Raw genomic sequence first — 22,047 nt, 5'->3', positions numbered from 1 at the left:
AGAATTGGTCGCGCTGAAAGCGTCCCACAGAATGTGTCTCGATGACATCGCCATGGGGTTCTTAGGGGAGCATGGAGGCTCCCATAAGCGCGGATTAAACGCGCGCGCGTTTACTGGCTTGATTGATCGGTCCCACCTGAGCCTCCCCACCGGCATGCGCACCATCAGTCATGATGACAGGCGCAAACCCGGTGCCAGGAGTGCGAAACGGGATCAGAGATAATCAAGCCACCGCCGGGGGGATGCAACGGGGACGTGCTAACGGGTCCCCTTGCCAAGGACGGCGTTGTACTACAACGCACTCCTTGCATCACGAGATATTATTCGATCGGTCCTGATCGAAATGCGGTGAAACATTAGCGACTAACTTAACTCAAAATTGACTTGTCTACAAGAATGTCCATGCGTTAAAAATGCACTCCAGATGGAGTGACGGATGCAGATTAATCTCTCAGATATGTTCGGAATAGCAGGATGGGTAATCTCTGCTTTTTCAGCAGCCTTTGCTGTATACACGTATTTTAATGAAAATTCAAAACGAAGCCAACTGGAAATAGAGTATAGAGCAATCAAGAGAAATATAGAGTCTGGCCTAATAGGTCTCATCGGCCAGCTGGATAAAATAAACATAATGGAGATCGATACCTCCATTACCCGCAAGCATATTTGCGTCGCCGCGTCATATTCCCGAGATCATGCCATCTCCCTCTTGCGTTCGTTTTCTGAGAAATCTGAACGCCACCAAAGTTACGATTTTGGCATCAAGGAAGTTGCTCTAGAAGAGATAATTGCCAAGCGGCAGAAAATTACAGGTATTGGAGTTGATAAAGGCTGTATTTTCGAAAAAACAGAACTACACACCCCACATGGGACTGTATTGGCGTCCGACATTGAGGTCGGCGATAAAGTGTTGTCATTTAATGGAGCGTCTTTGGACAATTGTACCATTTTGAACAAAACTAAACATCAAGGTTCCCAGTCAATTGTTGTAAACAAACACTTGTCCCTAACGCCAGACCATTTGGTTTACGTTGGGATGAAGGGCTGGGTTCCCGCGAAGTTTATAAGTGTTGGCGATATCTTGTTCGACTGTAATCTTGACATAGTTTCGGTATATAATGTGGATGAAATTGATTCCGATGGAGTTTTTTACAAAGTTGAGACCGAGCACCGCAATCTCTTTGCCGGCGGCTTTTTAGTTCACAATGAGAAATGCCCTTAAAAGATGCAGACCGCACTTCGCGAATTCGTTGCCCCCGCGTTGCGATCACGAATGAGCTACACAAAATACCGATAGAGCGTAGAGCGGCCCACGCCGAGATAACGCGCAATGGCGGGGGTGGTCATGCCTTGTTCCTTGAGGAAAAGCGCCTCGCACAAGGCCTCCCCATTCAGGGCCGGGCGGCGGCCAAACTTCACGCCCCTGGCCTTGGCCGCATCGATCCCGGCGCGGGTGCGTTCGATCAAGATAGAGCGCTCAAGCGCCGCAAAGGCGCTGGCGACCACAAAAACCGTCTCGCCAAAGGGGGAGCCGGTATCCATCCCCTCACAGATCGAACGAAAAACAATCCCGCGCGCCTTCATCGTGTGCAAAGTATCAATGAGATCAAACACGCTGCGCGCCAGACGGTCGAGCCGCCACACCACCAGCTCATCACCGGCATTTAAGGCCTTCATCATCTGGTTATAGGCCGGGCGGTCCAGACAGGCCCCCGATATACCATGGTCTTCAAACACCTGATCACACTGCGCCGCCACCAGCGCATCGCGCTGAAGATTAAGCGATTGATCATGCGTTGAAACGCGCGCATAGCCGATCCGCATGGCGGCCTCCTTTCCGTGTCCGGTGATAAGCGTAAAACCGCACTGAGCGCGCATTTTATCGTCTCTAATCCCTTCCTTTACGGGACGGGTGCAAAACGGACGATAATCCGGCCTGTAATGACGCCGGATCAGGCGATCTCAATGATGGGTTGACCATAGCAGAGACAATCTCTTTTTGGAAGGTTTTTGAGACACTTAGCCATACATGCGTATGCGTACCCTGTCTCAATCGCCTCTTAGCCGGAGCGCGGGGTTTTCATGCCAAAGGGGGAGCGCCCGCATGAGCCAGTCATCATCACCACAGCAATCATCCCAGAAAAAGACCACCCTGACGGGGGCCATGACCTGGATCGGGGCCTTTGCGGGCTTCTTATGGGGCGACACCGCCGGGGATGCTGATCCCGAAATCGGGTTTTGGGCCGGGGCCCTGGCCGGGGCGCTCTTGGGCGCGGCGACGGGCTGGATTGGGGCGCTGACCTTACGCGTTGTGTTCCATGTCGCCTTTCTGGCGCTGGCGCTCTTGCTCATCGCCGGGCGCGTGCTTTGGTTTTTCAACAACATGGGAGCGTAAAATGGCCACCCTCAAAACTCTGCTCATCGCAATGAACGCCGCTTTAATGGCCACAGCCCTGTTCACACCCCCCGCACCGGCGCAAGACACAGATGTAGAGCCGGAGCGCTTTACGAATCGTAATATTTTAAGAATGGCTGAAAATGAGCGCAGTGTTTGGTTGCACGGATTAGTGCTTGGATTGGCAAGTGGCATTGCCTTACGCGATCAGAATGCTTCTGATTGTGTAGCAGCTTGGTATTTTGAGAATGAACAACAACACTATGCTACTGTCATTGCTAATTTGGAAAGGTTTCCTGATCACGTCCCGCCGACGGTTGTATTAGCTCTCGCAAGACGCGAATGCCCGCAACTTCGCATAGATTACAACTAAGGAGAAGGGCCGCTAGATAACTGCGGTTCACCGAGCGGTAACAAAGGGTCATCAGAACTTCGGTTTTGTGAAATACTGAACTCTGATGATCCACTGATATGAGCGGCGACGCGGTTTATCTCATCCGAAAAGTTCTGCAACTCCTCGACGCTTAAGGGATTATCCTGATCATTGATCCTGTCTCTGGCAGGATCGATGATCTCGGTCTGGATGTCGGCCAGTTCTGCACTGCGCTGCATTGCAATGCGATATTCTTCAATCGTTGTCGCATCCTCAGGTATTGCAACCCCGATCAAAGCCGATGGCGGAATGATCCGCCCATCGCGCGTTTCCGCGCTGCCATCCGGGCGCATAAAGATCACCGTGCCGTCATCAAGACGGGCGGCCTCCGCCTCCAGACGCTCCAGCTCTTCGGCGTTGTCCAAGATTGCTTCATCAAGGGCATTTTGTACGCGTTCATAAGTATCCCAAACGGCTTGATAGGCGGCGGCATAGGCGGGATCTTGCATCGCAAGCTGCAACGCAGTCAGCGTGACACTATTGCTGGCCTCTTTCTCCCGTTGCGCCTTTGATCCGGGTGTATGTTCGCCATCAACGAAGAACCGTCGTATCTTGCCCGTAGAGCGCTCGGCCAGTTCATCCTGATAATCGGCTAAATCTGTTTCATTCTTTGACTTCAAATTCCCTCACATTTCAAACTACTGAAAATTATATACTTTTTATCTTAGCAATTCGTTAACAGGCGTTTTTTCGAATCTATTCGCCGTTTCCCCCGGACCAGCGAACAAACCATCCGATAACACTCAAACGGCTCGCAAACACGCAGCCGCAAGCAATCGAGGTTCGTTATGCAGACAATGAACAACGGGCGAGGCCAGAAGGACTTTCTCGCGGAAGCGTCCAACTGGTTCTCCGCAATTGGCTCGGTGGTGATCACCTTCTTCGCCACGCCATTTGCCTACGGATCAAGTGTCGAGGCCGTGCAGGCCTTCGCGCGGGATCACTACGGCTTTGATTTCGGGATTGGGATCCTGTGGTGGCTCCTGACCGTAGCCGTCATCGGCCTCACCAGCACCGTCATTCTGAAACTCCTGCTGAGCGGCGGAACGGTCCGCTACTTCCGCAACTTGCTTCGCTAAATCCAAATAGAAAGGGAGAACTGCTATGTTCACTAAAGATAAGGAAGTCCGTCGCGGTACGTTTCGCGTCACGAAAAAAGTCATCGATTGGGAAGCTGTGGGAGGGGCAGCTGTTGTCGTGTTCATTGTGCTGGCTCTGATCGGATCATTCTCCGGTTAGGGATTTCCAAGAGGCCGGGCGGCGAAAGCTGCTCGGCCTTATTCTTTGTCAGCGTTGAATGAAGGAGGCGGAGCATACATCCGCAGGACAATGAGATCTACCGCTTTGGTTCAGCGGCATTCGCGAACCAAGACGATGTGCGGCGCGCCGGAATGTTCGACAAGACGCCGGAGTCGATCTCTGTTGGCTTTATCGAGGGGCGGCCCGTGTATTGGAACGGCCCCGGCGGGGTTCTGGTGACGGCGGGCGCGCGCGGCGGCAAGCTACGCGATCTTTTAGCATACTCGATCTGCGAGGGCGGGTATGGCGGTACGGCGGTCATTTTGGACCCCAAGGGCGAACTTTACGCGATCAGCCAAAAACAAACCCAGCCACCCAAAGCCTGTATCGCCTGGAACCCGCAGCGCCTGAATGGTGCCCCCACATCAAGAATAAATCCACTGGGCCACCTGCGCCGGGATTGTCCGAATCTGGTCAGCAATATGCAGGAGACGTTTCGGAACTTCGCTCCGTCCAGCGGCGCTGCGCAGGCGGTTTATTTCGAAGAACGGATGCAGGAAATCCTTGTCGGCGGTGGCCTCGCCATTACCGAACATGATGGCGTCCTGACCTTTCCGCGCCTGTATGAGTTCATCAACACGATCCCGGCAGGCGGCAATGCCTATCTCGATTTTGCCTTTGAGATGTCGGAATCCAAATACGCTATCGCGCGCCGAATTGAGGAAGAGATAGCGGCCTGGCGAGAGCGCGATAGCGGAGGCGGCATGGCTGGCGTATTCGGCGAACTGTTTAAGTCCTTCGCCGCGCTGGCTGACCCGGTGCTGATGGAGTCCGTTTCTCCGCCCTTTGATTTTGATTTGGCGGAACTGACGCGCTCACGCACGCCGCATCATTTGTATTTGATGCCGCCAGCCCATCTGCTGCGCCAATGGGCACCCATCATCAAGACCATCACCTCGCGTCTGTATTTTGAGAAGAAGTCGGCACCGAGTGCACCGCGCCAGACCTGGTTCATCGATGAAGCGGCCCAGCTCTCAGGCTATCCGCTGATCAGACAGCTCTTCAGTATTGGCGCAGGTATTGGCATTCGCCCGGTGGCGGTGTTCCAGTCTACTGACCAGATGAAGGCCATCGGCCCTAATGCGGATGTGGAGATCACGGCCAGCGCGGCCTGCCGTGTGTACTTCGCTGTGCGCGATCTGACCTCGGCCACTGTGCTGAGCCGCATGCTAGGAACGCAAACAATCCAATATGATGATGAATTTTCGCAAGCGCGCGCGAGTATCGCAAAACAGCAAGCCATTCAAAACATTCTCTCGGGCGGTGATCTGATCTCTTCGGTTATTGAGGCTGCACATTATGGGCAGGTAGAGACGATCCGTTCCAAACAGCAACGCGCCCTGCGAACCCCTGATGAGGTTTTGAACACGCCAGGGGACCAGGCTTACATTTTCGCCGATGGCCTTCCCCATCCGCTCTACGCGGAACGCGCACCTTATTACGAACAGCGCTTTATGGCCGGGCGCTATCATCCTAACCCATTTCACCCGCCAGCCGGATCGGTACGGGTTAAACAGATGTTCGGGTCGGCCTCGCGCCGAATCATCCGTGAACGGGTTCCGGAGCGCTATGCCCACCTGCCGCAATATGCGGATGGATATTGGACTTACGTGGAGGGTTACGCATGACCCGCAGCTATTCTCATGAGAATGCATCAAATCTGCCGGGCGGCCCAGCTCGAATGGATTTAGAAGCAGGCAAAGCGCGTGCAGCATTTGAGCGCGCCAGCCGGGGGGAAGCCTCATCACCGGACCACTCCAGCGGCTCGGACATGGTGAAGGCCAGAACCTCCATGACTTCCTCGTCCGACATGGCAAGCAAGAAGGCAAAGATTTCGCAAAGGTGATAGGCGTTGGCATTGCACCGCGCCGTGGCGATGCAGGGAAATGTATTCCGCCAGCGGTCGGACATTACCGGTTTAACGGGCGCGACGAGGCTCTCGCTGTGGCCGGTCTTCGCCTTCTCCAGCCGTCGCGCCTCGGCCTGAACAAAATAGCCTTTATGGAAGGTCATGGTGCCATTATGGCGAAGCTCGACATAGACCTTACCGCCTTGTTTCTTCGAGCAGGTCTGATCGTTACTATGATTGCAGAAACGATTAGCGGTATGCTAATCATGGCCTAAAGGAACTTTCAACACTTTCACTGTGCACCGATTGCGGAGATAAGATGAGAACCTTTGATCCAAACTTACCGACAAGCCCCGAAGGAAAGCACTGGGTCCAAGCCTATGTCGAGAGAAAGGAAAATGGCGAGTCTTTCGCATATCAGGCGGAATTGCTATCGCAAGTCTCAATTCGCGATGTTTGGATCGCAGTTCAACAAATAGAGTATTTTCACAATTGGTTTTTCGGCCATGGATCGAGATCGACGACCGAACAGCTGCCGAGCCGATTTGGTCGAGGTCAGATCACGCCAGATCACCGAGCAACCGTCATTCAATGCTCACTGGAAGGAGGCGTTGTGTTTAGACAGAATGATGCGTTCTTTTCTCTTAGTTTAAAAGATTACGGCCCTGCAGCGACCAAAATGACCCTACGCTGCTTTGACCTGAATGAACGGCGACCAGGCGCATTCTCGCGCACGCTCATGTCAATCGCAAACCGGAAAGAGCGCGACCAGTCAGGCGATATTGAAAGAACGCGGCAGCGCCTGATGCGCCTTAGTTATTTGGCCGAAGACTTGAAGTCTTATGGTCGACCCGTCGATGGCAATGTCGTCGATGGGCGTCAAATAGATTGGATAGTGTGGCATGGCTCGCCGGGTGTTCTTCATGTCCTACCGAACGAACATGGTGCTAAGCGATTTGAAAAAGGCACCGCGTGTAGAACCGGGAAAATCGGATTCGTAATTCCAGACCATCTTCGCAACTCAGAAAATTCGAAAGACTATTTCATCGAAAACTGGTATGTTCAGGCATACTCGGGCGGCGTGATTGGAAGCGTGAAAAAAAATGACGGCGATAGAGTAGAACCGGGAGATCGGCTAGTTCTAATCGAAGGCAGCGGCTGATTTTTTAAACGCCACTGATATTTCTATGTTGTAGACTACTTTGCATTTTTCGAAGCGCGGCCAAAATGTTGCCTTCGCAGGATCGAACTGCCTCCAGCACAAGCCCCTCAATGCCGTTTACAGCGTCCGCCACGCAGTTAAAGCCGGCAATCATGACCTCACGATTTTTGCGCTGCTCCCAGATCGAGGCGAATTCGTAATTCGTATGGCCGAGACGAATTACGCGCCTCAGATCTTCCGCGGTAACCATTGCATCTGGGATCATAGACTCTGAGATCGGATATGGTGGAAAATCATGGGTCTCTCCCTGAAGGGTTAGGGCATAATAGCTCGCAGACTGCCCAAGCGCTTTAACTTCATCTCCATATTTCGAAAGAGTTTGAACCGCATTTTCAATTTCGTCCCAGAAGGGAGAAAACGCATTCTGCCGGTATTCTTGTTCGGCGCGTACAATACATGCGTCTACAGATCGCAACGCCGCCTTAATGGATTCTAAATCTCTGAACGCCGCTTGGTATTGTTGTCGAACGCGGTCCGCTTTAGAGATGGCTTCTTTCACGGCATTTTCACGGGCTCGCGCATTCGAGATTTCGACATTTCGATTTTCCGAAAGAACAGCAAGTTTGCCGCGTTTATCACGAATGAAGGATATAAGGGCCAACCCAGCCCAAATGCCGCCGCCAATTGGCACAAGCCAAAACCACCCGCTCATATCATCAGGAAGATCCGAATTCGCCATAAAGATGAAGCCGCCAATGGCCACGACAACAGCAACGAAACACCCAATCGGCTTATCGCTCTCATCTTCGCATTGATAGCTCGACGGGTTTGAAGTCCTTGGCCGCAACTCAGGCGATTTAGCCTCAATGCGGCATTGTGAAACATCTCGTTTTTGTTGAAGCATATCCCCACCAGAAACCTTAGCTAACGTGCTCACTATAGACAATGATGCTTGAGAGGAACAGCGGTTTGGACCGGGGCCAATGAATCCCAGCGCGTCCTTGTAAGGCAAGTGCCAGAATCCGTCCTGCCGCTCGTCGGGAGCGTCAGGACAATCGTCACGCACAATGCGTGCGGTGATCTCGAAACCAGCAATGTAGCTGATGCTGTCGCCTTCGCAGACAAAGTCAGAAAAGCCTTCCGCAAACATCATTGCGCCCCCTCCAAAAAGAGTCAGGCAATGGCGATTCTGTGCGGGCCTAGATGGCATGTTCGCCGCATTAGTCGCATGGGCTTCGCAGCATCCGCGCGGAGCGCGGCAGGCAAGGCAGAAGCCTTATCGCCAGTCGTCCGCCTGCTTCAGTGCTCGACGGTGAAGCGGTAACGGGTGGCATCGGGAGTCATGCGCAGTACTCCCCGTCTTCGACGTCCAGCGGCTGTGCCACGGAATGATAAAAAAACCTGCCAGGCATCTGCGCAAAGGTCAGCATGAAGGCCTGATTGACTACACCACCTTCGAGCGCATTCAAGAGCGGCTCAACGACAAGGCTCGCGCGCCTGCACGGGCTGATATACAGGAAGATTTTATCTTGCGTGTTCTTGTGGCTTGCGCCTCTTGTGGTCACCCGCTTACTGCAAGCTGGTCGACCAGCAAAACAGGCAAGAAGCACCCCTACTATGAGTGCTTCAAAAAGGGCTGTTCTTCTCGGCGCAAATCAATTCGACGTGATGTTCTTGAAAAGGATTTTGAGGCCCTGGTGAAGGCCTTACGGCCAACGGAAGCCCTCTTTAACGTTGCGCGCGCGATGTTTGCCAAAATCTGGGATTATCGCATCGCCAGCGCCGAAGCTATGGCTCGCAGTGTCCAGAGCGAAGCGGCCAAACTGGAAAAGCAGATCGGCGCGCTCGTTGACCGGATTGTGGATGCGACTAGCGATAGCGTAATCAAAGCTTACGAGTCTCGCATTCGCGCCCTGGAAGAGAAGAAAGCCAGCTTGCTTGAGCAAGCCAATTTCATCCGCACACCCAAGAAAAGCTTTGAAAACGCTTTTCGAACCCCAATGGCATTTCTCTCAAACCCTTGGAAATTATGGGATTCCGGTGATTTAGTGCAACGCCGAATGCTCATGAAAATAGCATTCTCCTCTCACCCCCGATACTGCCGGGAAAATGGATTTTCGAACCCCGATTTATCATTGCCCTTCAAGGCTTTAATGGGTTCTGAAATGCATAAATGTGAAATGGCGCACCCATCAGGATTCGAACCTGAGACCTTTGCCTTCGGAGGGCAATTGCTTAGATTATTCATTTTCTAGCGATCCGTTGTTTTTTTGCTTTATTTCAATACTTTAAAACAAATTGCAGAACACCACTCTTGATACCAATTGGGATTTAATGATACTGTTTGGGACATATTGATTGGGATATGATTGGGATTCTGTGACAAATGCCCCGGACGGCCACGCGAAAAATTAGACTGACAAACCGCGCTGTCGAGGAGGCCAAGCCAGAAGACAAGCAGTACCGGATTAACGATGCCGACCAATCAGGCTTCTATCTCATGGTGCGACCAAGCGGTAAGAAGACCTTCGGCGTGCGATATGTAACCCGCGACGGTAAGAACTCAGAAGCCGTCCTTGGCGAATACCCCGGCTTAATCCCGCTCGAAGCGCGACAACTCGCGGCACGTAAGCGCTCAGAGGTTCAAAGCGAAGGCATGGACCCCGTTCAAGAACGCCGGAATCAAAAGACCCAAGGCGAGATAAAGAGAGCGAGAAGCTTTGAGGCGCTTGCAGAAGCCTATTTAACTTATTCTGAGCAGCGCCGTGAGAAAGCCCTGAGCACCTTAGCCAAGGAGAAGCAACACCTCTCGAAGAACATCCTCCCAAATCTTGGAAAGATAGCTGTCGAAGACATTAAACGCTCGACGGTCACCGAAGCCCTCGAAGCCATCAGACGCAGCGCAAGCACCCAGGGTAAGAACGGGAATGCAGCAGCCAATGATTGCCTGAAATACATACGCCAAGTCCTGAACCACGGGGTGGAAAGAGAATGGATCGAGACCAACAAAGCTAGAGACATCAAGAAATATAAAGAAGAGAGCCGCGAGCGCATAGCAACCGATGAAGAACTTCGTAAGCTCTGGCTCCACTGGGAACACCGAAAGAACAAAGGCAGGCAGCAAGGATGGCCCAGCGCCTCAGCCTTACAGATTGCAGCCCTAACCCTTCAACGCGGAGATGAGGTGGCTGGAATGTGTTGGGATGAGATCGACCTAACCGAGACGACCTGGAACATCGCCCGCGAACGCAAGAAAGAAAGACGCAGTGCAGTCGTCCCTCTCTCAAAAGCCGCTGTGAAGATCCTCACAGAGGCCAGAGACAAAACCGGGAAGCTCAGCATCGGACCTTTCCAAGGACGCTTTGGAGGCACGATCAGACGCGACGCCCTCACCCGGGCCTTTGCGCGGGACTGCGAAGCCCTCGGGATCATCGGCCTAACTGTACACGATCTAAGGCGCACAGGCCGGACAACCATAACCCACCCAGAGAAGATCGCCATGCCCTTCGATATTGGCGAAGCCGTATTGAACCACGCAGTGGGGAACAAGCTAACGCGCACATATGACAAGAACGACTACCTGCCCCAGAAAAGACAAGCCTTAGAAGCTTGGGGACAGTGGCTCTTAAATATCGTCCACAATGAAAACACCAAAGAGAGCAATGTCGTTCCCCTCAGAGGCCAAAGTTAAGCCGCAAGGGACCAAAGAGCCGCCGGTCCCACTGAGGCAATCAACAGAATAAAGGAGACAACCTGACAGATACAAAGACTGACCACCAACTTAAACACTATCGATCAATCAAAGGACAAGAACATGCTAATCTTTGGAACGCCTTTCGGCAAATTTGAGCTTAACGGTAGAGGCTGCGTCTTTGCTTATTCACAGCCCACCGTCCCCGATAAATTCGTGGTCTTATGGGAGCCCCGGTATGACGAACCGAAGCCCCACAAGCTTATCGAGACACTGGATGAAGAAAAATCTAGGGACGTGCGCGTTGGCCCATTCCTAGCCATCATCACCAAGTAACGCAATCGGATAGACCTTAAAGAGGGCCGGGGCCGCGCCTGAGAAACAAAGCCCTGGCCTTTCTTGTGTGTGTGGCTATCACAAGCACAGACCATCGTAATGACAACACCCGAAATATCAAGCTTAGGACACCTTGGGTCTTTGCGCTCAGCGATCAGAGAGATTATGGCCGTAGAGAAGGCCTTTCCCGCCTCTTATCTCATGGTCTTGCTCACCCTGGCTGAGGCGGAGCTGATCCATAGACGGCACCCTTATCTTAGCGAAGTCGCAAAGAACACAGGGACCACCACTGCGCACATGTCTACCATCATGAGCAATTTGGGGTATCGACGCAAAGCCAATAGAAGCAACGGGACGAAAAGACCCAGAGGAGCTTTTCCGCCTCTGAGGCTCATTGTGTTGGTCCGTGATAAAGACGATACGCGCAAGAAGCGCTGTAAGCTCACCAAAGAAGGGTGGGCACTGGTCCATCGTTTATTGGTCGCCATGAAAAGCAAAGGGACTAGCGGGGCTCTGTGAGGCAGGCAATCTGCGTCCTATCTCCGCCGTGCTTTCCCTTCGGTCTTGGCAGCGCTTTAAAAGCGACCAAGCCAAATTCCTCAAAGTCTTCAATATATTGACGAACAAGTGAGACGACGTTTTTTTGGTGTCGGCCTAAGCCCCCATGTTGAAACCTCTCACCGAGCGAGATTTTAAATCTCGATGGGCTAGATCGCTCTAACGTCGAAGATATTTGCGAACGACTTTGATCAGCCTTGATGCGCCCAGAGAAGGCCTTCAGTATGGCGAAGGTGGTCTTTGCGCCCTGGCGAGCCTTTACGCTGAAGGGATCTGTCGCAATCACTCGTTTGTTGACGGGAATAACGCACAGCCCTCCCGACAAGCGCTGTCTTCCTCAGCAGCCTTGGTCCACGATGACCGCCTGGACGCAGTAGCTGGGGCTGTGGGCTACTGGGTTGAGCAGATGGCGCTCGATCAGGACAAGGCCGTGAAGAAAGCCAAAGCTAAGGCGATGGAAGCTGAATTAAAACAACACATTAAGAACCAATTGAATGCGTTCGGCTTCAAGGGTAAGCCCCCGAAAATGCCCAGATTCGGCGGATTGCTAAGGGGCTGAATTGTCTGGGGAATCCAAAACCCGCACTATATGGAGAGGGGAGACCCCCGGTCACACATAAGATACTATAGATTCTATGGACACTATAGATGCTGATAGGTTTCTATGCTAAGTCTTAAGGCAGGTGGACCTTGCGGCTAACAAGACCCACCCGCTTCGTTACTTGTCCAGGTGGCGACTTAGGTGATCATACGCGATCACCATGAGACACAACACTTCGACAAGACGAAGAAGAAGATAGACATCCATCATAATCTTCTTCCTCTTTTGAGCGCTTGGGGTGGCACTATCGCCGCCCCTTGTGCCCACGCTCTTGCGGACAGGTCTTGGAAGGCGGAGGCAGGCTTTGGGCGCTGTATGGCCCCCTCAGGCCGAGGGTTGACCCTAGGCCGTTAGCGATGATCGATAGCACCATCTCTCAGCGACAAGCTGTGGGCTCTATCGGGCTCCCCAAAGAGGCCTTGTGCGGGCCTTTGATCTGCGATAGCGGCCCCATTTACGATGATCAGTGATAGCGGTTATTGAGCGATAATTATCGTTTGAATGGTTGGACTTAAGCCAACTTTGGGGGCCTTGGGAAGGGCAGTTCGTTGGCATTTGCTAACTATCCATAATTAAAGACAAAATCAAGACCCGCCGTATATGGGAAGAAACACACCCCCATCGAAAGCCCGCTCCTGACCCGCTCTTTGCCAGGACTTCACGAACCAATCTGCAGAGACAAGAGACAGCCAAAGTGTGACCGTTGGACGGCAATTGTGACCGTCGATCACAGGCCCGTTTGACACACACAGTGAGCAAGAGTGAAGGAGGCTTCAGAGGCGATGGAAAGCCACAGAGGCCGGTAGGGGTCTTTGGGCCTGTGGAATCCTTAAGCCTGACCGGAGATTCTAGGGAATTATGCAGGCACGCATAGCCAAAAAGGCCCGTATATGGGAAGAGAGCCGTCCCCGGTTATCTTTGGCCTCGATGGTCGCCAAGGGATACCCACAGGATGGAAAGCTGTCGATGGGATATCCGAAGACGCCCCGTGAGCGCTCGCTGATAAGCGCTGTGGGGTCGACACAGGCAGACCTAGCCTAAGCACTTAATTCGCACAGGAAAACACCACAGAGCCCTCAGGGGCTATGCGATGTAACGTGATCTCTGAGGGGCCGATTGATAGGCCCTTTAACAACACCATTCATACACACCCATAACGCCGATGACAACCCATGGATGACCATGGGCGAGCGTTGGTGTGTATGATGCACCCCGCTCATGCGCCGATCAAAGCAAGCCATGAGCAAAGACGAAACCCACAATGAAAGGAGAGTATTGTGAGATGACACCCTGTAATGAAACCCGGTTCAATGAAGGCCCGGATGAACTCGGGCTCAATGAAATTGCAGTGGACTTTGAGCTAGCCTGTCGCCAACAAATCCACCCCGGACAAGTCGATAGGCTGACCGAGGTTGCAAATACCCACGCCTTTAACAAAGGCCGCGGTAGTCCCTTTGCCCCGCTGAAAGTGGCTAAGCTGTCCAAGGCTTTCGTCTTGATCGATGGACACCATAGATACTTGGCGCTGTCCAAGGCCGGGATTACCCGAACCCTTGTTGAAGTCCTCAGCCATGTCAAAACACCTCAAGAAGCTAAGCTGGCCTCGGGAGAAGCCAATTGGGAAACGCGGCTAGCCTTGTCCGCTAAGGAGAGACGGGAGGTCTTCAGAGCCTATGTGAAAGCGAAGCGACACCGCAAAGGCAAGAGTGGACTGAAGTCTTACCGTGAGATTGCCAAGGAGCTCCCGGGCCTGAAGAAGTCCACGCTCAATGATTGGATGAGACAGGACTTCCCCAGTGTTGCTGCGGCCATGCGTAAGAAGAATAGTGAACCTGAGAATGGAGCCGGTGGATTGCAAGATCACCATCAGAAAACTTTGGCGAATAAAGCCCAACACCATGCCAACCAAATCCAAGCCATTGCACCTGAGCTGGATAAAGACCAACGCGAGAGCCTTGGATTGACGCTGAAGGGGACTTTGGAACGCCTTGGTGTGCCTTGGGTCAAGGACGAGTACGGGTTCTAATTGTTCAATTAAAGCATGACTTTGGAGGCTTAGGCGTCCAAACGGACGACCAAAGAGACTGAAGTGTCCGAAAATGGCCTTCGTAACGACGAAACGGCTGAGATCGCCTTTAATACAAGGCCAATCCAGACCGCCGCCCCCAAACAACCGGGGATGCGCCCAAAACGTCTAAGGCCATAAAGCCTCCCGCCAAGCCCCACCATCAAGGGTAAGGCCACCCCCTCATTTCAAACATCCCTTAACAATACACACGCCCGCAGGCCCCAGGTTTGCGAGCGGTTTCACCATGAATAGAGACCATGAAGAAAACACCCCAACCTTTTATTATTGACGCACAGACCTATGGCGTACCGCTGAGTAATTCAGGCAGCCAATACGCCACCATCGACAGAGATGATTACCACAGCTTGATCGAGAAGGGCTTCAACGGAAGCTGGTACCTGTCTTGGGCGAGCGGCAATGCCTATGTGAACACGGCGGATCGAACCCACCTGGGCCAGAATGTTTCCATAGCCCGCTTGGTCACCGGAGCTGGCCAAGGCGAGCGTGTGCGCTATCGCGATCAGAACCGGCTCAACCTCAGCGCGGCCAACCTCAGAGTAGAAGACGGCTGGGCCAAAGGCCGGACGCCCACAGATTTACCGGAAGAAAATTTTGACGGAAATTTGTGAGAGGCTGATCAATGATAAACAAGGAAGCCTCTTTACCCCGTACCCCCAGGCCCGTCTTTCACTCAGAGGCGGGCGCGGGTCTGGAACGCTATGTTGATATGAACCAGGTCGCAGACTTCATCGGGGTTACTCTGGCCACCCTTAGAAAATGGAGACAACACGGCAAGATGCCCTTCCCCACCTACGGAAAGGAACGCTTTCTCAGGTTCAAGCTGAGCGAAGTTGATCAGTGGATGCAGAATTCAGCCCACTTCAACCCCGCAGAAGTCCGCGCCATGAGAGGCTAAGCCATGCAAAACTGGATAGAGCGACGCTCAGACGGGATTGGGATATGATTGGGATTTCTCGAAGTGAGCCAAAAAGCACTTCGGAGGCCACAGGAATTTCTTCAATGTTCAAGGGAGTTTAAATGGCGCACCCATCAGGATTCGAACCTGAGACCTTTGCCTTCGGAGCTGGTTTAAGAGCCTATCCGAATTGCACGATAGGGTACGCCAGAGCACGATAAAACATTGTTTTTCATAGACTTTCTAAATCGACGCTCCGAAGACTCTATCCCGCGACAACCCCGGAATTTGCTCCCAAGTGCTTACGTGGTGCTTACGCGAAATCCGGGTCCGACAGGGACCGAGACGATGGCGAAGATCACGAAACGAACCGTAGACGGCGCCGAGCCGCAGACCAAGGACTACATCATCTGGGACGATGAACTGCCCGGCTTTGGACTTCGGGTCTTTCCGTCAGGCAAGCGAAGCTACGTCATTCAGTATCGCGCTCGAGGACGGTCACGCCGCTATGCGATCGGGTTGCACGGAGTGTGGACCCCGGAAACTGCCCGCCGCGAGGCGAAAGTCCGATTGGGTGACGTCGCCCAGGGCGATGATCCCGCAGCCGAGCGGGAGGAAGAGCGTCGCGCGGTGACCGTTCGGGAACTGTGCGAGCAGTACATCGCCGATATGGAAGCAGGTCTCGTTCTCGGGAAAGGTGGCCGCCCCAAGAAGGCCACCACGGTCGCGACCGATGTCGGCCGTATCCGCCGGCACATCATCCCTTTGCTCGGTACGCGGAGGATAAAGGACATCACAAAGCCCGACATGAACAACCTCATGAAGGATATCATTGCCGGGAAGACGCGTGTCGTGATGAAAACCGAGAAACTGCGCGGCAAGGCGATCGTGCGCGGCGGCCGCGGCACGGCCATCCGCACCATGGGCCTTCTCGGCGGCATCTTCACCTACGGGATCGAGGCGGGGATCATCGATCAGAACCCGACGCACGGCCTGAAGAAGCCGCGATACAAGGTGCGTGACAGGCGCCTGAGCGAAGCCGAGTACCGGACGCTGGGCGGCATCCTAAAGGAAGTCCAGAATGACAGCCATTATGGAATCCACGCAGAGATCCTCCGCCTCATCGCTTTGACCGGCTGCAGGCGTGGCGAAATCATCGGTCTGCGGTGGAGTGAAGTTGATATCGAGGGCAGCTGCCTTCGAATGAAGGACAGCAAGGAAGGCGCATCTGTTCGCCCCGTCGGTCTTCCGGTCATCGATTATCTTGAAGCCGCCCGCCTTCAACGGGATGGGACGTTCGTCTTTCCCGGCCAGGGCGAGGACAACGCCGTCGGAAACTTCCCCCAGAGCTGGAAGAAGCTCTTCACCGACACGCCGCTTTGGGATGTGACGCCCCACGTTCTGCGGCACAGCTTCGCAAGCATCGCTAACGATCTTGGCTTCACCGAAATCACCATTGCCGCGCTCATAGGGCACGCCAAAGGCTCGGTCACGAGCAAGTACGTCCACACGCTGGACTCGACCTTGATCATGGCCGCCGACACTGTGTCGGGCTACGTGAAGGCGCTTCTCGAAGGGGTGGAATTCAGGCGAAACACATACACGCTTGATCGACAGACACGACGGAGCGCAATCAACGACATGCTGATCGAAGCGAAACCATTAACGCAGTGAGAGCTCGCAGGCGCTGCTTATGGGCGCTAGCCATCATATTTGACAGCTAATATTGCACTAACCGCCAAATCTGACGGCTTCACATGAAGCACCGGAAATCGAACACTTGGTCGACAAGCTCAGGGTTTTGCTGAATGATCTCTGCGAAACGGCCCGAATACACCATCGTCACCGGCAGTTTCTTATAGAGTGTATTGTTGTTCCAATCCATTTTGGTCAGCGCGAGGATACCGCTGACAGTTTCATGCCAGCCGCCATCTCCAGAGAAGCGGCGCAGCAAGAGTGGCGACGGCGTTGGTTTGAGAGCACCCTCCTTGTAGACGTTGTAGCGTGAATTTTGCAGTTGAACGCCTAGAACACTACCTTGCGACCAAGCGAGGGCCTCAGACGACGAGACTGGCACGTAAGTGCCCCGTTCGACTGGGTAATTGTAGGGCTTGGGCTTCTCAGCAGGATTGCCGTACTGTGCCGGCTTTCCAGGAGTATATCGTAAACCCGTCCAATCGGTAGATTGGACGATCTGCACCAGTTCGACCTCCGTACCCTCATTGAAGCTATCGAGCGCCGCTTCAATCTCCTCCTCTTTGAATTCGGTGTTTTTGTGGATCGTAATTTTCTTGGGCGTCCGACCGACATGGCCCGATTGATAGACATGCAGGCTCTTCGCCAGAACCGACTGCATCTCGAAATACGAAAGATACGGATTGTGACGGCGATCCTCAGTGAACTCCTTGGCATCGTAGGCCACAAACTGAAATCCCGTTCCATCAGGATCAAACACCTGGCTGCAACAGGTCGTGTATTCTTGGCCGCTGCCGTCATTTTTTCGGCGTGTCGCGTAGCTGATGCCAATAAAGGCTTCCTGGGGATCAAGCCCCGTCAGTTTCCAAGGCTCGCCACGGGCTTTGGCAAATAGCGCAACAGACAAACCCCACATCACATTGGCCCTGCACGATCGATCGAAGCTTTCCTGATTCAATATCTGGATCGGAATACCGGTCGGCGCGCAATAAGCTTTGATGAAGTGATGAAGGTTGAAGCTTTCACCCTCAAAACAATCGCTCCAAGCGCGTGGCAAGTAAACTAGCGCGACATCAAACCTTTGACGATCTGCACGGAGCTTGATCACCTCGTTCAACAAAGCCCGCGCCAAGCCCATCTTATCGCGCGCAGCCGCAAGCTGATCCAACTCATCGGGCAGCGCAAAACGCATCGCGTCATCAACATCAGCAATCGGCGTGCGCATGAGCTCTTCGAAGCCTGGATACTCAGGATAATAGGCCGGCGCCTCTTTCGGCTTCGCCGGTGAGCCCAGTTCCCGGACCAACCCATCGATCCGCGCTAAGTCGGCTTGTGGAGCAACAACAGCGAACCGAACCACCGAAGGTGCCCCGAACCTGAGACTGAAGGGGCCGTGATTTATGAGACCGCGCAGAGGGTGCCGGTCCGTCCGACCACCATGAAAAATTAGCTCTGGTTCTGGAGCGATTGAATATGCCGGAAGCGCATCAGTCATGTCCTGCCCCTCTTCATCGCAAAACCTGTCTGCGTCGAGAATCCGAATACTGGGTTTGCAAATCCCGTATCGCCATCAAACGGCGAGAAGGTCACTTCGACATCTCTGCCCGCATGGTCCGATAGGATTCCGATCCAAGCCGAAAGCAACCGATCATGTTTGTCATTGCGTCGGTCAGCCTTACGCTTGTCCAAAAAGTTCGTTGCATGCTGCCGCGCAAATCTTGGCCATATCCAGACATCAGGTTTCAGAAGCAGCCAAAGCCGATTGTCCGCATAGCCAAGCGACATATGCACCGCCTCAGCGAAGTGAACTTGGTGAACTGCCTCATGCTCCTCAGTAGCCGGTAGGGACAGACCCGGCACGGATCCGGTCACCTTGCCGGTCTCGCGGTGCAAATCCTCCAGGATGCCAACATCCAGCGCTTTATGATCAACGATCAAAGAGACCCCCGACCCCTGCCGCCGCTGAAGGAGCGGCCGCACCCGGCAGATCGCCCGCGCCAGTCCCTCTTCGAGAAAGTTCTTAATGTGAAGCCGTGAGCCCGCTCGCCAGTCGGGATCGAACGTTACTTCACTCTTCTCAAGAAAGTCTGCACCAAATGTGTCTTCTATGTCCTGCTGCCCACCCCAGGCCAGGGCCTTGCCATCAAATGTGAGAACCGCACTTGTTTCCGGCTTTCGCTTTAAGTCTGCAATCGCTTCCCAGTTTGAGGCGGTCTTTGACTTTACCTCGGCGCATGTCGTTGGGACTTTGGTCATTGGCAGACCATTGAACCGCAGAAGTGGCTTACCACCCTTCGGTTCCGGCACCGAGATTTGAACAATCCCCGCTCGCCCTTTTCGTACCTTCGCATCCATGCCATCTGGCTGATTGGGAAGATTGCGCCACAACCGAAGCATAACTGTGTCGTAAGTCTCAATGTCCACGAACTCTGCGCGAACCCCGGCAGCCTTCGCGCTCTCCATAAGCGATGCGACGCTGTCAATCGGCGTCGAGCCCCGCATCTTCATCCAGTAGAGTCCGTGTGGAAACGGGTTGGGTGCTTTCAATATGGCGTCGAACAGAGCCATCACGCTCTCGTCTCGGCCAGAGTATCCGGCGACCACAAAGCCGAACCGCGCCCCCGCCATTGTCATGCATTGGGACAGCTGAGCGTTCTGTGTTGCCAAATCTGACGACAGATTTTTGATGCTGTCGTACTGAAAATCTCCATGCAGTTTGCAGTAGATAGGGAACTGCTCGTTGTTGAGCGCCGATACAACGTTGTGAGCGCCCTCAAGGTGATAGGCTGACAAAGGCTTCCCGGATATTTCCGCAACGGCCTTTTCGACAACCGGGTCAAAATTGGTCGTGAACGCCATGCGGCACAATCCGCCCGCCAACAAAGCGCCAAAAACGCGGTTTCCTACTGCTAACCTGACACGGTCTTCTGACAGAATACTAGAGATATAGTTCCGCTGACGCTCGCGATCTTCGCCGAAAATCGTCTCAAAATATGTCGTGTATTCTTCGGAAGACCAGCGCTCTGGAAATCCGCGTGAACGCAAATAGCCTTCAATTTGCGCCCTTACCGCGTCGTTCTGTAGATCTTTTGTTGAGAAGTTTTGGTTTTCTTCACTGCAATAATACCGTCGCTTCAAGTCTGTGATGATATCTTCCGCAGTCGGAAGATTCGCATTACGCGACGCGCCCGCCCCAAGAAACCATGCGAAGCTTTCGGGGCGCTCGCAAAATATTCGCGCAAACTCAGCTTGGTTCATAATATCCTGCCTAATACAATATCGAAGCAAACATAGACACGCACGGACATCAGTTCACCCCACTGATTTCAAGCAAACCCAAGGTCTCAGCCAGTTCATCAGTACGTGCCCACCTATCCCCGGGGATTAAAGCAATCACATTTGTGAATACCCTGAGAAACGCTGCTCGACCGGCAGCGGCATCCAGCGATTCTGCACGATCAGGGGTCAGCAATGCGCGAATATCCCCGAGCAAATCCGGGCGTGCGAACTTCGCCAGCATCCGCTGCTCAGCCTCTGCCCGCGAGATAGCCTGACCCTGTTGGTCAAGATATCGGACAAACAACTCAACAACCCGATCGAGATTGAGTTCGGGAAGCGCATCTAACGCATGGTCGAGATCAAAAAGATCGCGCCCTTTGTCGCGTTGCAACAAGGCACGCAGTTTTGTCGACAGCAGTTCTTCCGGGGAGAAGGATGCGATGGTCGTGTTTCCTGTGAACCACGGGTTCTCGACAGCGTATGGGATCGAAACCGGCGGGTCGAAAGCGTCGATCTCAGCGATGTTGATCTCTACCTTTAACCGGATCTGCGCTTCGGGATCATCCTCAGCCGGAACGCGAAAACGCAGCTTCGGCGCGACCTGGCTCGACGCAAAATTCGCTTGTCCCAACCAAGGCTCCAACACGTCTCGCATGGCATCAAGGATGGGGCCGATTGGTCCTGCCGTTGTGCGGACGAGATCAATATCCTCCGAATAGCGCAACGGCTCCGGGAAGATGATCTTGTTGAGGGCTGTGCCCCCTCGGAACCTCAGTTCAGTTCCCAGAAGATCATGATTGAAGATCTCGACGAGCGCGCGAGAGATAATCAGATCCTGCTCGACTTGCCTCGGTTCGGCCCATGGCGCGATCAAGCTCCAAGCTGTGATGTTGGTTTCGGGGATCATTGTTCATCAACCTCAATTGGGCGGCGGACAATGATGTGCCAGCGTGCGTTTCGCTCTTGCTCATCGTAGGCGGTGATTGCATTTGCTTCTCCAGGATCAAGCTCGACCCATGGCACATTGCCGTTCCGGATATGCTTCTCCAAGCAGGATGCAATCTCGTCATGTCCCAGATACTCGAGAATATAACCGAGGCGTTGGACGACAGACCGCTCAAAGCTCGGCGCCAGTGCATCAAACTGCAGCGGGTCAATATGGGCGGCAAGCTCATTGAGAACGCTTGCCGCATGATCAACACCACCGCTCGCATGCGGATAGCGTATCAAATCCAACGCGGTGAGCGCTGGCGACGACACCCGCATCGAACCCGTGTCGGTCTTTCGTTGCTCGACGCCTTGTCCGACCCGTTCAATGTCCTTGCGGAAATAGAAGGCGAGTTTTGAACGTCCGGCCCGGATGGGTTTCCACTGCCGGTCGGTGACGACCTGGAACTCCATGACCGCTTGATGAGCTGCCCCATGGAGCTCCGCGGCTTTCAGGAGCGCCACATAGTAAGGTCGCCCCGCATCCTTCATCATAGCATCGATGTACCAGGTTGGTGGCGGTGCACCCCACTTCAAATACCGTGTGGGCGTAATGACGTAGAAACCTCGGCGCGGCGCGAAGATGTGACCCCGCTTTTTGAGGCGCGCGGCCGCATCGAGAAACGCTCCATGGCTAACCCCTAACGCCTCTACTGCGTTCTCGCGGGTGAAACAGGTTCGACCGCTGGATGCGAGCTCTTCAACATAGGTCGCCAAACTAGAGGTGCGCTGAGGTATCATATTCCAAAATCCGCTCTACACACCGATTTTCTATTAT

Annotated in this window: 22 protein-coding genes and 1 tRNA gene; 14 read left to right on the top strand and 9 right to left on the bottom strand. The window is 53.6% G+C overall.

Annotation, left to right across the window (positions count from 1 at the left end; translation table 11 throughout):
• Positions 1–436 precede the first annotated feature (436 nt).
• On the top strand, positions 437–1,222 hold the full coding sequence (locus H151_RS0105455) for a Hint domain-containing protein (RefSeq protein WP_019960637.1): 786 nt from the start codon (positions 437–439) through the stop codon (positions 1,220–1,222).
• Between the two features lie 56 nt (positions 1,223–1,278).
• Here H151_RS0105455 and H151_RS0105450 read toward each other — a convergent pair whose 3' ends face one another.
• Positions 1,279–1,824, bottom strand: coding sequence for a recombinase family protein (locus H151_RS0105450; protein ID WP_026353844.1), 546 nt, complete (start codon positions 1,822–1,824; stop codon positions 1,279–1,281).
• 280 nt (positions 1,825–2,104) lie between these two features.
• Between H151_RS0105450 and H151_RS0105445 the strand changes: the two genes are divergently transcribed.
• Together H151_RS0105445 and H151_RS0105440 are read left to right on the top strand one after the other, a co-directional pair.
• The gene (locus H151_RS0105445) at positions 2,105–2,395 is read left to right on the top strand and encodes a hypothetical protein (protein ID WP_019960635.1); all 291 of its coding nucleotides are present in this window, start codon (positions 2,105–2,107) and stop codon (positions 2,393–2,395) included.
• A 1-nt stretch (position 2,396) separates the two neighbouring features.
• Positions 2,397–2,768, top strand: coding sequence for a hypothetical protein (locus tag H151_RS0105440; RefSeq protein ID WP_019960634.1), 372 nt, complete (start codon positions 2,397–2,399; stop codon positions 2,766–2,768).
• Here H151_RS0105440 and H151_RS0105435 read toward each other — a convergent pair.
• On the bottom strand, positions 2,765–3,448 hold the full coding sequence (locus tag H151_RS0105435; RefSeq protein ID WP_019960633.1) for a hypothetical protein: 684 nt from the start codon (positions 3,446–3,448) through the stop codon (positions 2,765–2,767). The two genes, H151_RS0105440 and H151_RS0105435, sit on opposite strands and share 4 nt — an antisense overlap.
• 168 nt (positions 3,449–3,616) lie before the next feature.
• Between H151_RS0105435 and H151_RS0105430 the strand changes: the two genes are divergently transcribed.
• The 3 genes from H151_RS0105430 to H151_RS0105420 all read left to right on the top strand — a co-directional run bounded on the left by H151_RS0105430 (position 3,617) and on the right by H151_RS0105420 (position 5,755).
• Positions 3,617–3,907: a hypothetical protein gene (locus H151_RS0105430; RefSeq protein ID WP_019960632.1), complete on the top strand. Its 291-nt coding sequence runs from the start codon at positions 3,617–3,619 to the stop codon at positions 3,905–3,907.
• A gap of 25 nt (positions 3,908–3,932) precedes the next feature.
• Positions 3,933–4,067 carry a hypothetical protein gene (locus H151_RS17800; RefSeq protein ID WP_019960631.1) on the top strand — a complete coding sequence of 45 codons (135 nt, stop codon included), beginning with the start codon at positions 3,933–3,935 and terminating at the stop codon, positions 4,065–4,067.
• 74 nt (positions 4,068–4,141) lie between these two features.
• Positions 4,142–5,755, top strand: coding sequence for a type IV secretory system conjugative DNA transfer family protein (locus tag H151_RS0105420; protein ID WP_083918430.1), 1,614 nt, complete (start codon positions 4,142–4,144; stop codon positions 5,753–5,755).
• A gap of 13 nt (positions 5,756–5,768) precedes the next feature.
• Here the strand turns inward: H151_RS0105420 and H151_RS0105415 are convergent, their stop codons facing one another.
• Entirely contained in the window at positions 5,769–6,140 is a 372-nt protein-coding gene (locus H151_RS0105415) for a hypothetical protein (RefSeq protein WP_019960629.1), read from the bottom strand.
• A 155-nt stretch (positions 6,141–6,295) separates the two neighbouring features.
• Between H151_RS0105415 and H151_RS0105405 the strand changes: the two genes are divergently transcribed.
• On the top strand, positions 6,296–7,138 hold the full coding sequence (locus tag H151_RS0105405) for a hypothetical protein (RefSeq protein ID WP_019960627.1): 843 nt from the start codon (positions 6,296–6,298) through the stop codon (positions 7,136–7,138).
• A gap of 4 nt (positions 7,139–7,142) precedes the next feature.
• Here the strand turns inward: H151_RS0105405 and H151_RS17715 are convergent, their stop codons facing one another.
• Entirely contained in the window at positions 7,143–8,291 is a 1,149-nt protein-coding gene (locus tag H151_RS17715) for an Asp23/Gls24 family envelope stress response protein (RefSeq protein ID WP_019960626.1), read from the bottom strand.
• Positions 8,292–8,526: 235 nt separating this feature from the next.
• Here H151_RS17715 and H151_RS15535 point away from each other — a divergent pair, with 235 nt between their 5' ends.
• The 6 genes from H151_RS15535 to H151_RS17880 all read left to right on the top strand — a co-directional run bounded on the left by H151_RS15535 (position 8,527) and on the right by H151_RS17880 (position 15,308).
• Positions 8,527–9,393 (top strand): recombinase zinc beta ribbon domain-containing protein, encoded by an 867-nt coding sequence (locus H151_RS15535; RefSeq protein WP_019960625.1) that lies wholly within the window; start codon positions 8,527–8,529, stop codon positions 9,391–9,393.
• A 131-nt stretch (positions 9,394–9,524) separates the two neighbouring features.
• Complete coding sequence (locus tag H151_RS0105390) at positions 9,525–10,829, top strand: tyrosine-type recombinase/integrase (protein WP_019960624.1); 1,305 nt, start codon at positions 9,525–9,527, stop codon at positions 10,827–10,829.
• 1,081 nt (positions 10,830–11,910) lie between these two features.
• A complete protein-coding gene (locus H151_RS0105375) occupies positions 11,911–12,282 on the top strand; it encodes a hypothetical protein (RefSeq protein WP_026353843.1) in 372 nt (123 codons plus the stop codon).
• Positions 12,283–13,606: 1,324 nt separating this feature from the next.
• The gene (locus H151_RS0105360; RefSeq protein WP_156823369.1) at positions 13,607–14,350 is read left to right on the top strand and encodes a hypothetical protein; all 744 of its coding nucleotides are present in this window, start codon (positions 13,607–13,609) and stop codon (positions 14,348–14,350) included.
• A 299-nt stretch (positions 14,351–14,649) separates the two neighbouring features.
• Positions 14,650–15,021, top strand: a complete 372-nt coding sequence (locus H151_RS0105355; protein ID WP_019960617.1) for a hypothetical protein — start codon at positions 14,650–14,652, stop codon at positions 15,019–15,021.
• 11 nt (positions 15,022–15,032) lie between these two features.
• Positions 15,033–15,308, top strand: coding sequence for a helix-turn-helix transcriptional regulator (locus tag H151_RS17880; protein WP_019960616.1), 276 nt, complete (start codon positions 15,033–15,035; stop codon positions 15,306–15,308).
• 123 nt (positions 15,309–15,431) lie between these two features.
• Here the strand turns inward: H151_RS17880 and H151_RS17500 are convergent.
• Positions 15,432–15,514, bottom strand: a tRNA-OTHER gene (locus H151_RS17500).
• 142 nt (positions 15,515–15,656) lie between these two features.
• Between H151_RS17500 and H151_RS0105345 the strand changes: the two genes are divergently transcribed.
• Complete coding sequence (locus H151_RS0105345) at positions 15,657–16,982, top strand: tyrosine-type recombinase/integrase (RefSeq protein ID WP_019960615.1); 1,326 nt, start codon at positions 15,657–15,659, stop codon at positions 16,980–16,982.
• 79 nt (positions 16,983–17,061) lie between these two features.
• Here the strand turns inward: H151_RS0105345 and H151_RS0105340 are convergent, their stop codons facing one another.
• From H151_RS0105340 to H151_RS0105325, 4 genes are read right to left on the bottom strand one after another with little or no spacing between them, the layout of a single operon-like run.
• A complete protein-coding gene (locus tag H151_RS0105340) occupies positions 17,062–18,498 on the bottom strand; it encodes an argonaute/piwi family protein (protein WP_019960614.1) in 1,437 nt (478 codons plus the stop codon).
• Positions 18,495–20,261, bottom strand: coding sequence for an SIR2 family protein (locus tag H151_RS0105335; protein ID WP_019960613.1), 1,767 nt, complete (start codon positions 20,259–20,261; stop codon positions 18,495–18,497). Before H151_RS0105335 ends, H151_RS0105340 begins: the two co-directional genes overlap by 4 nt.
• Positions 20,262–20,310: 49 nt before the next feature.
• Entirely contained in the window at positions 20,311–21,189 is an 879-nt protein-coding gene (locus H151_RS0105330) for a nucleotidyl transferase AbiEii/AbiGii toxin family protein (protein ID WP_019960612.1), read from the bottom strand.
• Positions 21,186–21,986: a type IV toxin-antitoxin system AbiEi family antitoxin domain-containing protein gene (locus H151_RS0105325; protein ID WP_233354515.1), complete on the bottom strand. Its 801-nt coding sequence runs from the start codon at positions 21,984–21,986 to the stop codon at positions 21,186–21,188. The genes H151_RS0105330 and H151_RS0105325 overlap by 4 nt, the downstream gene beginning before the upstream one ends.
• Positions 21,987–22,047 lie beyond the last annotated feature (61 nt).

Origin of the sequence: Woodsholea maritima DSM 17123 (genome assembly GCF_000382325.1) — a bacterium.
GTDB lineage: Bacteria > Pseudomonadota > Alphaproteobacteria > Caulobacterales > Maricaulaceae > Woodsholea > Woodsholea maritima.
Note: the sequence above shows the minus strand (reverse complement) of the source record. Positions and strands in the feature narration are given on the sequence as shown.

Coding starts and splice junctions, on each gene's coding strand:
- H151_RS0105455 (WP_019960637.1), top strand. CDS start 437: ATGCAGATTAATCTCTCAGATATGTTCGGAATAGCAGGATGGGTAATC.
- H151_RS0105450 (WP_026353844.1), bottom strand. CDS start 1,824: ATGCGGATCGGCTATGCGCGCGTTTCAACGCATGATCAATCGCTTAAT.
- H151_RS0105445 (WP_019960635.1), top strand. CDS start 2,105: ATGAGCCAGTCATCATCACCACAGCAATCATCCCAGAAAAAGACCACC.
- H151_RS0105440 (WP_019960634.1), top strand. CDS start 2,397: ATGGCCACCCTCAAAACTCTGCTCATCGCAATGAACGCCGCTTTAATG.
- H151_RS0105430 (WP_019960632.1), top strand. CDS start 3,617: ATGCAGACAATGAACAACGGGCGAGGCCAGAAGGACTTTCTCGCGGAA.
- H151_RS17800 (WP_019960631.1), top strand. CDS start 3,933: ATGTTCACTAAAGATAAGGAAGTCCGTCGCGGTACGTTTCGCGTCACG.
- H151_RS0105415 (WP_019960629.1), bottom strand. CDS start 6,140: ATGACCTTCCATAAAGGCTATTTTGTTCAGGCCGAGGCGCGACGGCTG.
- H151_RS0105405 (WP_019960627.1), top strand. CDS start 6,296: ATGAGAACCTTTGATCCAAACTTACCGACAAGCCCCGAAGGAAAGCAC.
- H151_RS17715 (WP_019960626.1), bottom strand. CDS start 8,291: ATGATGTTTGCGGAAGGCTTTTCTGACTTTGTCTGCGAAGGCGACAGC.
- H151_RS15535 (WP_019960625.1), top strand. CDS start 8,527: ATGATAAAAAAACCTGCCAGGCATCTGCGCAAAGGTCAGCATGAAGGC.
- H151_RS0105390 (WP_019960624.1), top strand. CDS start 9,525: ATGCCCCGGACGGCCACGCGAAAAATTAGACTGACAAACCGCGCTGTC.
- H151_RS0105360 (WP_156823369.1), top strand. CDS start 13,607: ATGACACCCTGTAATGAAACCCGGTTCAATGAAGGCCCGGATGAACTC.
- H151_RS0105355 (WP_019960617.1), top strand. CDS start 14,650: ATGAAGAAAACACCCCAACCTTTTATTATTGACGCACAGACCTATGGC.
- H151_RS17880 (WP_019960616.1), top strand. CDS start 15,033: ATGATAAACAAGGAAGCCTCTTTACCCCGTACCCCCAGGCCCGTCTTT.
- H151_RS0105345 (WP_019960615.1), top strand. CDS start 15,657: ATGGCGAAGATCACGAAACGAACCGTAGACGGCGCCGAGCCGCAGACC.
- H151_RS0105340 (WP_019960614.1), bottom strand. CDS start 18,498: ATGACTGATGCGCTTCCGGCATATTCAATCGCTCCAGAACCAGAGCTA.
- H151_RS0105335 (WP_019960613.1), bottom strand. CDS start 20,261: ATGAACCAAGCTGAGTTTGCGCGAATATTTTGCGAGCGCCCCGAAAGC.
- H151_RS0105330 (WP_019960612.1), bottom strand. CDS start 21,189: ATGATCCCCGAAACCAACATCACAGCTTGGAGCTTGATCGCGCCATGG.